Below are 14,948 nucleotides of genomic sequence, written 5' to 3'. Positions count from 1 at the left end.
GTAGCATGGAGCCGATGACCACCCCCAGCGCCACCCTGGACACCAGTAGCCAACCGGCCTGCCTGCGCATTACCGGTGACTGGACCCTGGCGCACTACGCCAGCCTCAAGCGTGAGAGCGAGCGCCTGCGCGCGCAGTACGCTGCCGCTGCCGATGCCGTCGCCGACCTCAGCCAACTGGGCCGCCTGGATACCGCCGGTGCCTCACTGCTGGCCGAACTGCTCGGTTCCGAACGCCTGTCACGCTGCACCCACGAGCTGCCCGACGCCAGCCGCGCACTGCTCAAGAACGTCTACTGCTCGGTGCAGGACTACTGCATACCGGTCAAGGAACCCGAGCGTAACGTGCTGCTGTTACTGCTGGAGCGCATCGGCTGCGCCGTCGGCGCCTTGTGGCAAGACACCCTGCAGGTGCTCGGCTTCGTTGGCCTGATCCTCGAAACCCTGCTGCGCCGCGCCCTGCAACCGCAGCGCTGGCGCTTCACCCCGGTGGTGGCGCACATCGAACAGACCGGCCTGGACGCCGCGCCCATCGTCGCCCTGCTGACCTTCCTGGTGGGCGCGGTGGTGGCTTTCCTCGGCGCCACGGTGCTGGCCGATTTCGGCGCGACCATCTTTACCGTCGATCTGGTGGCATTTTCGTTTCTGCGCGAGTTCGCCGTGCTGCTGACCGCCATCCTCATGGCCGGCCGCACCGCCAGCGCTTTCACCGCGCAGATCGGCTCGATGAAGGCCAACGAGGAAATCGACGCCATCCGCACCTTGGGCCTGAACCCCATGGAGCTGCTGGTGGTGCCGCGAGTACTGGCGCTGTTGATTTCGCTACCGTTGCTGACCTTCATCGCGATGATCTGCGGCATCGTCGGCGGCGCGGTGGTGTGCGCGCTGACACTGGACATCTCGCCAGCCATGTTCCTGTCGCTGCTACAAAGCGACATCGGCGTGCAGCACTTCCTGGTCGGCCTGGCCAAGGCACCGTTCTTCGCCTTTCTGATCGCTTCCATCGGCTGCCTGGAGGGCTTCAAGGTCAGCGGCAGCGCCGAATCGGTAGGGGCGCACACCACCTCGGCGGTGGTGCAGTCGATATTCGTGGTCATCGTGCTGGACGCGGTGGCCGCCCTGTTCTTCATGGAGATGGGCTGGTGAGTGGTCAGGAACGCGTGATCGAGGCCCGCGGCATCTGCAATCGCTTCGGCCGCCAGAGCGTCCACGAAAATCTCGACCTTGACCTGTACCGCGGCGAGATCCTCGCCGTGGTCGGCGGGTCGGGCAGCGGCAAATCGGTGCTGTTGCGCAGTATCATCGGCCTGCGGCGGCCCGACGAAGGGCAGATCAAGGTGTTCGGCCAGGACTTGGCCGGCCTGCGCGAAGAGCAGCGCTCACTGGTCGAGCGGCGCTTCGGCGTGCTGTTCCAGAAGGGCGCACTGTTCTCTTCTCTGACTGTCACCGAAAACGTGGCATTGCCGCTGATCGAGCACGCCGGGCTGTCCCGTGCCGATGCCGAGCACCTGGCCGGAGTGAAGCTGGCCCTGGCGGGGCTGCCGATCTCGGCCGCCGACAAATACCCGGCCTCGCTGTCGGGGGGTATGATCAAGCGTGCCGCGCTGGCTCGGGCCCTGGCACTGGACCCTGACATTCTGTTCCTCGACGAACCCACCGCCGGCCTGGACCCGATCGGCGCCGCCGCCTTCGACCAGTTGATCCTGACCCTGCGTGATGCCCTGGGCTTGTCGGTGTTCCTCATCACCCACGACCTCGACACCCTGTACACCATCACTGACCGCATCGCCGTGCTGTCACAGAAGAAGGTCCTGGTGGCCGGCCCGCTTGCCGAGGTCGAGCAGACCAACGACACCTGGATTCAAGAATACTTTCATGGCCCACGCGGGCGCGCAGCCGAGCAGGCCGCTACCCGTGCCGGGCAGGAGCGCTGAGCAATGGAAACCCGAGCCCATCACGTTCTTATCGGCCTGGTCACCGTCCTGGTGGTGGCCGGTGCCATGCTGTTCGGCCTGTGGCTGGCCAAGTCCAGTGTCGACGATGCCTTCAAGGACTACGAAGTGGTGTTCAACGAAGCGGTCTCCGGCCTGTCCCGCGGCAGCCCGGTGCAGTACAACGGCATCAAGGTGGGCGACGTGTCTACCCTGCGCCTGGACCCGAAGGACCCGCGCCGGGTACTGGCACGGGTGCGCCTGAGTGCCGACACTCCGGTAAAGGAAGACACCCAGGCCAAGCTGACCCTGGCCGGCGTGACCGGCAACTCGTTCATCCAGCTCAGCGGCGGTACCCCGCAAAGCCCAGAGCTGAAAGGCAAGGACGGCAAACTGCCGGTGATCATCGCGTCGCCCTCGCCGATTTCGCGCCTGCTCAATGACAGCAGCGACCTGGTGACCAACATCAACCTGCTGCTGCACAACGCCAATCAGATGTTCTCCGAAGACAACATTGGTCACCTCAGCAACACCTTGGCCAACCTCGACAAGACCACCGGTGCCTTCGCCGGCCAGCACGGCAGCATCGCCCAGGCCATCGAACAACTGGTGCAAGTGGGCAAGCAGGCCAGCGCCACCCTGGCCGAAACCCAGGCACTGATGCGCAACGCCAACGGCCTGCTGGGCAGCGAAGGCAAGCAGGCGATCGGCAGCGCCGAGCAGGCCATGCAGTCGCTGGCCGAGAGCACCGCCACCATCAACCGCCTGCTCCAGGAAAACCACGAAGCCATCGGCGACGGTGCCCAGGGTCTGAACCAGCTGACCCCGGCGATTCGCGAATTGCGCGAAACCCTCAACGCACTCAAAGGCATTTCCCGGCAACTGGAGGCCGACCCTGGCGGTTACCTGCTTGGCCGCGACAACAACAAGGAGTTCCAGCCATGAAACCGTCGCTGCACCTGCTGGCCCTGGCGGCCGCGCTGAGCCTGGCCAGTGCCTGCTCGATCCTGCCGCAGAGCGAACCCGTCGACCTGTACCGCCTGCCGGTGAGCCAGCCCAGCCGCACGGTGCCGGCGCTGGACTGGTCATTGCGCCTGAACAAGCCGCTGGCCAGCGACGTGCTGGCCGGGCCACGAATTGCCGTGATTCCCCAGGGCGATGTGGTCAGCAGCTACAAGGGCGCGCGCTGGAGCGATGCAGTGCCGGTGCTGCTGCGCAACCGCCTGCTCGACGGCTTCCAGCGTGACGGCCAGGTACAACGCCTGAGCGCCGACGACAGCAACCTGCAAGCCGACTACGAGCTGGCTGGCGAGCTGCAGGCGTTCCAGACCGAATACCACGCGGGCGGGGCAGTGGAGGTGGTGATCCGCTATGACGTACGCCTGGTCCAGGGCCGCAACCAGCGTATTCTGGCCAGCAAACGCTTCGAAATCCGCCAGCCGCTGGCCGACAAGCAGGTGTCAGCGGTGGTTGCCGGCTTCGGCAAGGCCTGCGACCAGCTGACCGGGCAGGTGGTGAGTTGGACCATTGCGCAAGCAGCCAGCGTTCCGGCTCACTGACCCCTGCCTGCTTTTTGTGGGAGCGTCAGGCGAAGAACCAGTAGCAGACGAAGATCGCCGCGATCACCCCGGACAATTCCGCCAGCAATGCGCACCCGACCGCGTGACGCACCCGCTGGATACCCACGGCACCAAAGTACACCGCCAGCACGTAGAAGGTGGTTTCGGTACTGCCCTGAATCGTCGCTGCCACCAGCGCCGGGAAGCTGTCCACGCCATGGGTCTGCATGGTCTCGATCAGCATCGCCCGCGCCGCGCTGCCGGAGAACGGCTTGACCAGCGCCGTGGGCAGGCCCTCGACGAAGCGGGTGTCCAGGCCGAGCCAGGTCACCGCATGGCGGATACCGTCCAGGGCCAGTTCCAGGGCGCCTGAAGCCCGCAGCACACCCACCGCCACCAGCATCGCCACCAGGTAAGGCAACAGGCCCTTGGCCACGTCGAAGCCTTCTTTCGCGCCCTCGACAAAGGCTTCATACACCTTCACCCGCTTCAAGGCACCGACCACCAGGAACAGGATGATCACGCCAAACAACGTGAGGTTGCCCAGGATCGACGACAGGCTGGCCAGCGCGGCCGCCGACAGGGTGCCGAGGAAGGCCATGAACCCACCTAGCAACAGGGCCCCCGGGATCAGGTAGGCGAGCACTACCGGGTCCCATAGGCGCAGGCGCTGCATCACCGCCACCGACAGCAGGCCGACCAGGGTCGAGACGCTGGTGGCCAGCAGGATCGGCAGGAACACCATGGTCGGGTCCGCCGCACCTTGCTGGGCCCGGTACATGAAGATGGTCACCGGCAGCAAGGTCAGCGACGAGGCGTTGAGCACCAGGAACAGGATCTGCGCATTGCTCGCCGTGGTGCTGCTGGGGTTCAGCTCCTGCAGCGCGCGCATGGCCTTCAGGCCGATCGGCGTGGCGGCGTTATCCAGGCCCAGGCCGTTGGCGGCGAAGTTCATGGTGATCAGGCCCAGGGCCGGGTGGCCGGGTGGCACTTCCGGCATCAGCCGGGCAAACAGCGGGCCCAGCACCTTGGCCAGCCACTCGACGATGCCAGCTTTCTCGGCGATCTTGAGAAAGCCCAGCCACAGGGTCAGCGTGCCGAACAGCAGCACCATCACCTCGACCGACAGCTTGGCCATGGCGAATATGCTCTCGACCATCGCCGCGAAGATGCCGGCGTTGCCGCCTACCAGCCATTGGGCCAGGGCAGACACTGCTGCCACCAGGAAAAAGCCAAGCCAAAGGCCGTTGAGCATCCGTGTGTTCCCCCTGAAAAATGCCCGAATGATAGCGTATCGCGACACAAGGCCGCTCCCACAGAGCTCGCTATACGCCGGCCATTGTGGGAGCGGCCTTGCGTCGCGAAAGGGCCGCAAAGCGGCCCCAGGATCTCACAGGCAACAAAAAGCCCCGACAAGTCGGGGCTCTTGGTCATGCAGCAGTCAGGCTCAGCGCTTGGCGGTTTCGCCAACCATGGCCGCTTCCTGCTTGCCGGCCATCAGCGAGGCGTAGTACTTCTCGCCCTTGGCGGCGTCGTACATGCCCTCCCAGCGAGCGATGACCAGGGCTGCCAGGGCATTGCCCACAACGTTCAGGGCGGTACGGGCCATGTCCATGATGCGGTCGACACCGGCGATAAAGGCCAGGCCTTCCAGCGGGATGCCCACGCTGCCCAGGGTGGCCAGCAGGACCACGAAGGAAACACCCGGTACGCCAGCGATACCTTTGGAAGTGACCATCAGGGTCAGCACCAGCAGCAACTGCTGGCTCCACGACAGGTCGATACCGTACAGCTGGGCAATGAAGATGGCCGCAATGCTCTGGTACAGGGTCGAGCCGTCGAGGTTGAACGAGTAGCCGGTCGGTACCACGAACGAGCAGATCGACTTCGGTGCACCGTATTTCTCCATCTTCTCGATCACGCGCGGCAGCACGGTCTCCGAGCTGGAGGTGGAGTAGGCAAGGATCAGCTCATCTTTCATGATGCGCATGATCTTGATCACCGAGAAGCCGAACAGGCGGGCAACCAGGCCCAGCACCATGAAGGCGAAGAAGGCGATGGCGAAGTACACCAGCAGCACCAGCTTGGCCAGCGGCAGCAGCGAGCTGAAACCGAAGTTGGCGACGGTCACGGCGATCAGGGCGAACACGCCGATCGGAGCGTAGTTCATGATCATGTGGGTGACCTTGAACATGGTCTCGGAAACCGCCTGGAAGGTACGCACCAGAGGGTCGCGCAGCTCTGCCTGCAGGCTCGACAGGCCCAGGCCGAACATCACCGAGAAGAAGATGATCGGCAGCATTTCGCCACGCATCAGCGCTGCGAAGATGTTCGACGGGATCAGGTTCAGCAGGGTTTCGATGAACGCGTGCTCATGCTGCACTTCGGCCGCGGTGGCCTGGTACTTGGAGATGTCCACGGTACCCAGGGTGCTCATGTCGATGCCGGCGCCCGGGTGGAACAGGTTGGCCAACACCAGGCCGACGACGATGGCGATGGTGGTAACCACTTCGAAGTAGATGATGGTCTTCAGGCCGATGCTGCCAAGTTTCTTCGCGTCGCCAACCCCGGCGATACCCACGATCAGCGACGAAATCACGATCGGGACGACGATCATCTTGATCAGGCGAATGAAGATGTCACCAGCGGGCTGGAGGACGTTGCTGATCCACCATGCCTTTTCTGCACTGAAATGATTCAGTAGAGCGCCGATTGCAACACCCAGGACCAGACCGATGACGATCTGCCAGGCGAGGCTCAGTTTTGCCTTCTTCATGTCTTTACCCTTTGTTCTAGTGGTCATGGGCACCCGACGGAAACGCGCGTCACAGAGCCTTTGGCTAGGTCACGAGCAGCAGATGCTTCCGTCCGGCGACTTCATGTAAGGACACCGCAGGCGAGCGACAGGGCGCTCGGGCCAGCGAAAAAGGCGGCAACTATTGCGATGGCAAAGGGGGAAATCTAATGCCGGAAGCGCATAGCCCATGCCGTTAATGCATAACATTTCTGACCAAACCAGAAGGTTCGCAAGTGCTTGATTTACAACGTTCGGAATCCCGAACAAGACCAACCCGCCATATTTAGGCAGATTTGGCAGAGTGGAAAGGGCAAGGAAGATGGCCTGTTCGACAATCCGAATGGCTGAAATGCCACTTGTACAAGCACCGGGTTGGTCGAAAAAAAATGGATGTACGGTCGAGACAAAATGTGTCTCGAAGAGGAAATCGCGCAGGGGAAGAGACGTTTCCTACATGGCTCCTCGGAAGTCAGGTCTGGTCAGGTGCCCCTATGACACCGCCGACCTGAAACTTCCGATTCCGCCTTTCCTGACCCGGCCCATTGCTGGAGGCACTCCCTGTACCCCTAGGCCACTCCGATCCTGCAACAATCAGAACAGCCCGGCCCCTTGGTCATGCGCTGCCCCTCCTCGGGGCGGCGCATCATAGAAGCCTGAAATATAGAAAGGTTCAGCTTCTATTACGTGACAGTGCATGACTTTTCATCCGTACCGGGTGCAAACCCTCAGTACCAGTTCGGGTCACGCTTTAGCTGCTCCTTCAACATCGCCTTCATGCCGTCGTCCGGCTCACCCAGCCAGCGGTACTGCGCATGGCGGGTGGGCGACTTGTCGTTCGGCAAACCTTCGGGTACCTCCACGAGCATCCCGTAGGCATCGTCCTTGTCCCAGCTGAACGCCACGATCAGGCGCTTGTAGGTGCAGTTGTCCTGGCCTTCGCACAACGGGCCGACGAGGTACTTGTCGCCGTCTTCGGTAACGGCGGACATCTGCTGCTGGGCACTGCCGGTCAGATTGACCACCCAATCGGGCAGGCGTTCCTCGCCTTTGATCGTGTCCTGCCAGGTTTCCCGGTACTCCGGGTCCGAACCGAGCAGCTGGTCGACCCGGACCTGGCCGTCATTGGCCGCCATCGCCACCGCGCTGCCACCCAGTAACAGGGCGGCAGCCAGGGCTGTCCAACGCTTACTGCCCATCTTCAACCTCGTCCACGTCCAAAGAAGAAAGAGGCCACGAACAGCACCAGGAAGACAATGAACAGAATCTTCGCGATACCCGTGGCAGCGCCCGCGATACCACCGAAGCCCAGTACGGCAGCGACAATGGCGATGATGAGGAAAGTGATAGCCCAGCTCAGCATGGTGGTTCTCCTTTCTTTATCGAAATCGGTCCGGCGAGTCAGAACACCCAGCGGTCCTGGGGTACGACATTTTCCAGGGTGCCCGGGGAGGCAGTGGCCTGGCCGGAAGGCAGCGGGTCGGCGGCCCTGACCAGAGTGTTGGCACGGGTTGCCTGAATCTGCGTCAACAGGGCGGTCTGCGCCGCCACTTGCTCGGCCAGGCGCGCGGTCTGCCAGCTGTAATAGAAGAGGCCAGCGGCCAAGGTCAGCAACAGCGCCAGGCCGAGTGACAGCATCTGACGCAGGGGCAGTGCGGCGTTCTGCAAGCGGTTGACGGATTGGCGGTTCATGCCTGCTCCTCCTGCTGTAGTTCTTGTTCAAACCTGAACAGGTAACTGCAGCCTGCATGCCAGCCTTTTTTTTCCAATAAAATTCTTTTAAATCAGATAGTTATGGAAATACGGCAAACCCGGCAAGGACGTATCCTGCACGATGCCGCCCGGGTCGTCGTGCGAATTGCACGATCAGCCCTCGACCTTGGTCGCCACCTTGAGCAGGTCGGCATCCACCCCGCGCACGCCGATGATCTGCCGAGCGATCTCCACGGCTATGGTTTTCTGCTCGCTGCTGACCACCTCGCCCGAAAGCCGCACCAAACCCTCTTCGCTGGCCACTTTCAGGTTCGGGCCATCGAGGTTGCGGCTGAAGCGGTAGCTGTTCTGGATCTTGTCGATAATCCAGCTGTCACTCGGTTGCGGCCCGGTCGGCGCGCCCACCGGGACTTCCCGGGCCTTGGCCATGGCGGCGGTATCGAGGCTCACCAGGTTGTTGACCAGGTGCACACCCTCGGTAGTACGCGCCACCACCCCGGCCAGCTCCTTGGCCTCGGCGCTGTCGACCTTGCCGCGCAGGGTCACCACACCTTCGCTGCTCTGTACATCTATAGGCGCCTTCTCGGTGGCGCGGCTCCATAGCAGCCGCGCACGGATCACCGCGGCCAGGGTGGCATCCTCCAGGCGCTGGGCGTAGGCACGCAGCGCCAGCGGGCGTTCCACCAGCTGGGCATCGACCCGCAGCTGGTTGTCCACCTGCTCGATGCCACGGGTTGCCAAGGCCACATGCTCGGCCAACTGGCGTTCGACTTCGTTCTCCACCTCACCGGAAAGCCGCGCCTGCTTGCCGTTCACCTCGACCTCGATACGAAATGGGTCAAGCATGCGGTTCAGCGACAGGGCCGTTTGCAGTGCCCCCTCCAGGCGGGCGTCCTGCACCGGGCCGGCGAATGCCGGGGTGAAAACCGGCAGCAAGGTGGCGGCCAACACGGCGGCGCGAATGGAAAAAGACATGGCAGTGCCTCCTTTTGTAGAGCAAAAGCTAAAATTCCTCGCAACCAATGTGCCACCGTAGACCTCTAAGGAAATCATCGGGATATCGCAGCCTCCAGGCGTTGATTGGCCATTGGCTAGCATGCAAAGCACGGGCTCCTTCACAATTGACCATGCAACTTGCCCGATTTTTCCCACACTAAATGAAGATCTATCCTTAAGGAGCGCAGCACATGGAGTCAGCCCCGGATAACCAAGGCCGCATTCTGCTGGTGGATGACGAGTCCGCGATCCTGCGCACCTTCCGCTACTGCCTGGAAGACGAAGGCTATAGCGTGTCCACGGCCAACAGCGCCGCCCAGGCCGAAACCCTGCTGCAGCGCCAGGTATTCGACCTGTGCTTCCTTGATCTGCGCCTGGGCGAAGACAACGGCCTCGATGTGCTGGCGCAGATGCGTATCCAGGCGCCCTGGATGCGAGTAGTGATTGTCACCGCGCACTCGGCGATCGACACGGCGGTGGACGCGATCCAGGCCGGTGCCGCCGATTACCTGGTCAAGCCGTGCAGCCCCGACCAGCTGCGCCTGGCTACGGCCAAGCAGCTGGAAGTGCGCCAGCTTTCCGCTCGCCTGGAGGCCCTGGAAGGTGAGGTTCGCAAACCCAAAGACGGCCTCGACTCGCACAGCCCGGCCATGATGGCGGTGCTGGAAACCGCCCGCCAGGTCGCCACCACCGACGCCAACATCCTCATCCTGGGCGAGTCGGGCACAGGTAAAGGTGAGCTCGCCCGAGCCATCCATGGCTGGAGCAAGCGCGCGCGCAAAGCCTGCGTGACCATCAACTGCCCGTCGCTGAACGCCGAGCTGATGGAAAGCGAGTTGTTCGGCCACACCCGCGGCGCCTTCACCGGTGCCAGCGAAAGCACCCTGGGGCGAGTCAGCCAGGCTGATGGGGGCACGCTGTTCCTCGACGAAATCGGCGATTTCCCACTGACCTTGCAGCCCAAACTGTTGCGCTTCATCCAGGACAAGGAATACGAGCGCGTCGGCGACCCGGTCACCCGCCGCGCCGATGTGCGTATCCTCGCCGCCACCAACCTCAACCTCGAAGAGATGGTGCGCGAAAGCCGCTTCCGCGAAGACCTGCTGTATCGCCTGAACGTCATCACCTTGCACCTGCCGCCCCTGCGCGAGCGCAGTGAAGACATCCTGACGCTGGCAGATCGCTTTCTCGCCCGCTTCGTCAAGGAATACGCCCGGCCTGCCCGTGGCTTCAGTGACGAAGCCCGCACGGCCCTGCTCAACTACCGCTGGCCCGGCAACATTCGAGAATTGCGCAACGTGGTGGAGCGGGCCAGCATCATCTGCCCGCAGGAACGTGTGGAAATCAGCCACCTGGGCATGGGCGAACAGCCTGCAAGCAACGCCCCGCGCGTCGGCGCCGCGCTGAGCCTGGATGAGCTGGAACGCGCCCACATCGGCGCGGTGCTGGCCGCCAGCGACACCCTGGACCAGGCCGCCAAGACCCTGGGGATCGACGCCTCCACCCTGTACCGCAAACGTAAGCAGTACAACCTGTGAGGTGGCCGCCCATGAAGCTGCGCACGCGGCTTTTCCTCAGCATTTCGGCGCTGATCACCGTGGCTTTGCTCGGGCTGCTGCTGGGCCTGGTCAGTGTGCTGCAGATGGCCACAGTGCAACAGCGACTGGTGCGCGATACCACCCACGCCCTGGAAGTGGGGCTGAAGTTGCGCCAGAACCTAGGCGAACAGATGACCCTGATCCTCGATGACCAGACCTCCCCGGAGAGCCTGCGGTTGCTGCAGGACAACTTCCAGGTCCTGCTCAACCAAGGGCTGGAACAAGGCGGCGAACGCACCGGCTTCAGCAAGGCCAGCAGCAATTACCAGGCCTTCCTCCAGGCCTACCGCGACAGCCCGGCGCCGGCCCGTAGCATGGGCGTGGAGCAGCCACTGGGCGCCGCGTTCAACCAGGTGCGCACCGACCTGATCGATTCCCACAAGCAGGCCCTGGAACACATCACCCGCAGCGAGGAGCACACCCGCGACCACGCCCTGCTGGTCAGTGGCGTACTTGGCCTGATGGGCCTGGTGGTGCTGGTATTGGGCTTCATTACCGCGCACAACATCGCCCGGCGCTTCGGCCAGCCGATCGAAGCCTTGGCCAAGGCGGCCGACCAACTGGGCAAGGGCAATTTCGATGTCACCCTGCCGGTCACCCAGGCCACCGAACTGAATCAGCTGACCCGCCGCTTCGGCTTGATGGCAGAAGCCTTGCGCAAGCACCAGGCCACCAACGTTGACGAGCTGCTGGCCGGCCAGCAACGCTTGCAGGCCGTACTGGACAGCATTGACGATGGCCTGCTGATCATAAACCGCCAGGGCCGCCTGGAGCACCTCAACCCGGTTGCCCAGCGCCAGCTGGGCTGGACCGACAGCCGTGTGGGCAGCAGCCTGGCCGAAGCCCTGCAGCGCCCGGAGCTGGAACAGCAGCTACGCCAGGTACTGCGCGGCGGCAATCTCGACCGCCAGCCGGACGACCTGAGCATGGAGGTCGATGACGAAACGCGCCTGCTCGCCTACAGCCTGACCCCGGTCAGCCACCCGCAAGGGCCGATCCTTGGCGCGGTGATGGTGCTGCACGATGTCACCGAGCAGCGAGCCTTCGAACGCGTGCGCAGCGAGTTCGTGTTGCGCGCGTCCCACGAGCTGCGCACCCCGGTGACCGGCATGCACATGGCCTTCGGCCTGTTGCGCGAGCGGCTCAAGTTCCCGCCCGAGGCGCGCGAGCATGACCTGCTGGAAACCATCGGCGAGGAAATGCAGCGCCTGACCCAGTTGATCAACGACCTGCTCAACTTCAGCCGCTACCAGAGCGGGATGCAGAAGCTCGACCTGACCCCCTGCGCCATCGACGAGCTGCTGGAGCGTGTAGAACGGCGCTTTGCCGAACCGGCGGCGCACAAGCAGATCGAGTTGATCACGGAACTGGAGCCGCCGCTACCGCGTATCCAGGCCGACATCGCCCAGCTCGACCGGGTGCTGGACAACCTGTTGAATAACGCCATCCGCCATACCGCCAACGGCGGGCGCATCCGCCTGCACGCACGACGGCATGCGGAGCGAGTGATCATCAGTGTCGAGGACAACGGCGAAGGCATTGCCTATGGGCAGCAGGGGCGCATCTTCGAGCCCTTCGTACAGGTAGGGCGCAAGAAAGGCGGCGCCGGGCTGGGGCTGGCGTTGTGCAAAGAGATCGTGCAGCTGCACGGCGGGCGCATGGGCGTATTTTCCCGGCCGGGGCAGGGGACCCAGTTCTACATGGCGCTGCCGGTCTGAATGAGGCCGACGCAGGATCGCTCAATGCTCAACCCGCCGCGGCAGCCGTCCGCGGGTCACCAGTTCGGCAAACTGCCGAGCATTCAATGGCCGGGCAAACAGCCAGCCCTGGCCATAATTGACCCCTTCGCTGTTCAGCAGCACCGCCTGGTCTTCACACTCGATGCCTTCGGCAATCACCCGCAGGTGCAGGTCATGAGCCATGCGAATGATATGCGGGGCCACTCCGCTGCTGGCGGCGTCATGCCCCAAGGCATCAATAAAGGCCTTGTCGATCTTCAGGCAGTCCACCGGCAGGGTCTGCAAGTAGGCCAGGCTGCAATAACCCGTACCAAAATCGTCGATCAGCACCTGATGCCCCACCGCGCGCAGCGCCTGCAGGTTGTCGCGGGCCACCACCACGTCGATCAGGCCGCGTTCGGTCACTTCGAAGGCAATCTGGCTGGCCGCCACCCGGTGCAAAGCCAGCAAGCGCGCCGCCACCCGGCCAATGCGCGGCACCATCACATCGCAGGCCGCCAGGTTCACCGAAATGTACAGGTTGGGGTGCGAGCGCAGCAGTTGCCCTAGCTGTTCCAGCACACGCTGCAGGACAAAGTCAGTGATCTGGCGAATCTGCCCGGTGTTTTCCGCCAACGGGATGAACAGGTCCGGGCTGGTCAGGGTGCCATCCGGGCGGCGCCAGCGCACCAGGGCCTCGGCACCCACACAGCGCCGGCTGTCGAGTTCGAATATCGGCTGGTAGAGCACCTGCAGCTCGCCACGGCGCAAGGCATTCTGCAATTCGGAGCTCATCGACCGCCGCTGCAGGATCAGTTGCAGCACCAGCCAGCCGATGCAGCAGGCCGCCAGTACACTGCCGGGGAACAGAAGCCAGAGCATGCCGTTCATCCTCAACGGCAGGCTCGCCCGGGGGGCAATCAGCACCAGCTGGTAGTCCGGTGACTTGGTCGGCATACGGTAGATCAGGCGGTCGCTGAGTTCGAGCAGTGACTTGTGGCTGGTCGACCAGGCCGATGGCGGCGGCCATACCTGCGGCGGGCCCAGTACGGGGATAGCCCTGGTGCCGTTGTCCAGCACCACCACCAGGCTGCCGCCCGGGGGCAGGTCGACCACATCGGTCAGGTGCCCACGGGAGGTGGAGACCACGAACTTGCCCCGCCCCAGCATCAGCGCGGCCAGGTTCTCGTTCGGTTCGGTCGTGGTGTTCAGCCAGTAGCTGTAGGTCGGCCCCTGGATGTCGGGGGCCCGCAGGGGTTCGAACGCGCGCTCATCACCGCGGTTGGAGCAGACGACATCACCATCCACGTAAGCGGCTTCATAAATGAAGCGTGAACTCAGGCCTACCTGCTGCAATGCCGTCAGCATCGCCGGGCTGCAGCCGCGCAAGGGCTGCGCCTGCAGCAGGTCGACGCCTTCGCGCAACTGGCCGAACACCTGCTCGAGGCGCTCAAGAAAGCGCTCGCCCTGGGCGTTCATCTGTGCACTCTCGCTTTGCTTCATCTGTTGCAGGGCAATGCCGATGCTGGCGGAGAGCAACAGTGCCGCGCTGGCCAGTGCTGCCAATGTGGCCAGCATCCAGGGACGGTAAAAAATTTGGCGCAGCAAGGCGATGAAGGCTGACATCGAAGGCATCCAGTTGATAACTAAGGTATAGCAACTGAATCGGGAATCACCTTCGCCGTTTGGCGCTTCGTTTGCTTGTTGGGAGATGGCCACCGGCCAAGACTGCGCTGTCGCAGAGAACTCGATTTGCAAGCGCTACGCGGCCCCTGTGGGAGCGGGCGTGCCCGCTCCCACAGGGGCCGCGTAGCCTCGCTGACGGCTCAACGCATCCGGTTGAGCACCTGCAGCATCGCCGCCGTCTGCGCATCCGGCATGCCATCGAAGCGCTGTGGGCGGAAACGCATCTGGAACGCGGCGATCACATGGCGGGTGGCAACATCCAGTACCCCGGTCTGCTCGATCGCATAGCCAAACCGCGCCAGTTCCTGCTGATACCAGCCAACGCTTGGCGGGTTGACGCTGAAATAGGCCTGCTGCCGTGCCACGGCATTGGCATCCGGCCAGACACCCAGCCCGGCGTCGGCCAGGCGCTTCCACGGGAACAGCGGCCCCGGGTCCAGCTTGCGCAGCGGCGCGATATCGCTATGGCCAATGATGTGCCGTGGCTCGATGTTGTTACGTTTGACGATGTCCTTCAGCAGCGCGATCAGCGACTGGACCTGCGCTTCGCTGTAAGGGTGCCAGACCCGGCCATTCGGCGTGTCGGTGAAGCCTGGGTTGACGATTTCTATACCGATGGACGAGGAGTTCAGCCAGGTTCGCCCCTGCCACTGGCTATCACCGGCATGCCAGGCACGGCGGCTTTCATCCACCAGCTGGTACACCGTCGCCGGGCCATCACCAATCAGGTAATGGCTGCTGACTTCGCCATGGGTCAGCAACGCCAGGGAACGCTCCAGTGAAGCATTGGTGTAGTGCAGGACAACGAACTGGATGCGGTTGTCCTGGTTGACCGAGGGATGGCTACGGTCGATGCGCAGGCCCGTCGAGCAACCAGCGACAGACAACAACAGGAAGGAGACCAGGGTTTTTTTAAGCGTGGAAAGCACGTCAATAGCCTCAGCGAATGAGCGC

At 63.4% G+C, this 14,948-nt stretch carries 14 protein-coding genes; 6 read left to right on the top strand and 8 right to left on the bottom strand.

What is annotated here, in order from left to right:
• Positions 1-5 precede the first annotated feature (5 nt).
• The 4 genes from MKK04_RS00485 to MKK04_RS00470 are packed head-to-tail and all read left to right on the top strand — an operon-like array spanning position 6 to position 3,489.
• Positions 6-1,145, top strand: coding sequence for an ABC transporter permease (locus MKK04_RS00485; RefSeq protein WP_207831538.1), 1,140 nt, complete (start codon positions 6-8; stop codon positions 1,143-1,145).
• On the top strand, positions 1,142-1,933 hold the full coding sequence (locus MKK04_RS00480; protein WP_207831536.1) for an ABC transporter ATP-binding protein: 792 nt from the start codon (positions 1,142-1,144) through the stop codon (positions 1,931-1,933). Before MKK04_RS00485 ends, MKK04_RS00480 begins: the two co-directional genes overlap by 4 nt.
• 3 nt (positions 1,934-1,936) lie before the next feature.
• Positions 1,937-2,875 (top strand): MlaD family protein, encoded by a 939-nt coding sequence (locus tag MKK04_RS00475; RefSeq protein WP_207831533.1) that lies wholly within the window; start codon positions 1,937-1,939, stop codon positions 2,873-2,875.
• On the top strand, positions 2,872-3,489 hold the full coding sequence (locus MKK04_RS00470) for an ABC-type transport auxiliary lipoprotein family protein (protein ID WP_241106142.1): 618 nt from the start codon (positions 2,872-2,874) through the stop codon (positions 3,487-3,489). The genes MKK04_RS00475 and MKK04_RS00470 overlap by 4 nt, the downstream gene beginning before the upstream one ends.
• Before the next feature lie 25 nt (positions 3,490-3,514).
• Here the strand turns inward: MKK04_RS00470 and MKK04_RS00465 are convergent, their stop codons facing one another.
• The 6 genes from MKK04_RS00465 to MKK04_RS00440 form a co-directional block, all read right to left on the bottom strand.
• On the bottom strand, positions 3,515-4,744 hold the full coding sequence (locus MKK04_RS00465; protein WP_063912382.1) for a nucleoside recognition domain-containing protein: 1,230 nt from the start codon (positions 4,742-4,744) through the stop codon (positions 3,515-3,517).
• 192 nt (positions 4,745-4,936) lie between these two features.
• Entirely contained in the window at positions 4,937-6,265 is a 1,329-nt protein-coding gene (gene gltP, locus MKK04_RS00460) for a glutamate/aspartate:proton symporter GltP (protein WP_144170058.1), read from the bottom strand.
• 746 nt (positions 6,266-7,011) lie between these two features.
• Positions 7,012-7,482: an inhibitor of vertebrate lysozyme family protein gene (locus MKK04_RS00455; RefSeq protein ID WP_233688234.1), complete on the bottom strand. Its 471-nt coding sequence runs from the start codon at positions 7,480-7,482 to the stop codon at positions 7,012-7,014.
• A gap of 2 nt (positions 7,483-7,484) precedes the next feature.
• A complete protein-coding gene (locus tag MKK04_RS00450) occupies positions 7,485-7,646 on the bottom strand; it encodes a DUF1328 domain-containing protein (RefSeq protein WP_003252966.1) in 162 nt (53 codons plus the stop codon).
• Between the two features lie 38 nt (positions 7,647-7,684).
• Positions 7,685-7,975: a hypothetical protein gene (locus MKK04_RS00445; RefSeq protein ID WP_207831525.1), complete on the bottom strand. Its 291-nt coding sequence runs from the start codon at positions 7,973-7,975 to the stop codon at positions 7,685-7,687.
• Between the two features lie 174 nt (positions 7,976-8,149).
• On the bottom strand, positions 8,150-8,971 hold the full coding sequence (locus MKK04_RS00440) for a BON domain-containing protein (RefSeq protein WP_207831523.1): 822 nt from the start codon (positions 8,969-8,971) through the stop codon (positions 8,150-8,152).
• A gap of 212 nt (positions 8,972-9,183) precedes the next feature.
• Here MKK04_RS00440 and algB point away from each other — a divergent pair, with 212 nt between their 5' ends.
• A complete protein-coding gene (gene algB, locus MKK04_RS00435) occupies positions 9,184-10,530 on the top strand; it encodes a sigma-54-dependent response regulator transcription factor AlgB (protein ID WP_207831521.1) in 1,347 nt (448 codons plus the stop codon).
• An 11-nt stretch (positions 10,531-10,541) separates the two neighbouring features.
• Complete coding sequence (locus MKK04_RS00430) at positions 10,542-12,308, top strand: KinB sensor domain-containing domain (protein ID WP_207831519.1); 1,767 nt, start codon at positions 10,542-10,544, stop codon at positions 12,306-12,308.
• A 21-nt stretch (positions 12,309-12,329) separates the two neighbouring features.
• On the opposite strand, the gene MKK04_RS00425 is transcribed toward MKK04_RS00430, so the two are convergent.
• Positions 12,330-13,934 (bottom strand): EAL domain-containing protein, encoded by a 1,605-nt coding sequence (locus MKK04_RS00425; protein WP_207831517.1) that lies wholly within the window; start codon positions 13,932-13,934, stop codon positions 12,330-12,332.
• Between the two features lie 200 nt (positions 13,935-14,134).
• A complete protein-coding gene (locus tag MKK04_RS00420) occupies positions 14,135-14,923 on the bottom strand; it encodes an N-acetylmuramoyl-L-alanine amidase (RefSeq protein WP_207831515.1) in 789 nt (262 codons plus the stop codon).
• Positions 14,924-14,948 lie beyond the last annotated feature (25 nt).

It is taken from the genome of Pseudomonas sp. LS.1a, assembly GCF_022533585.1.
In the GTDB taxonomy this organism is placed as follows: Bacteria; Pseudomonadota; Gammaproteobacteria; order Pseudomonadales; family Pseudomonadaceae; genus Aquipseudomonas.
The sequence above is the reverse complement of the archived record's forward strand: the minus strand, read 5'-3'. Positions and strand labels throughout refer to the sequence as shown.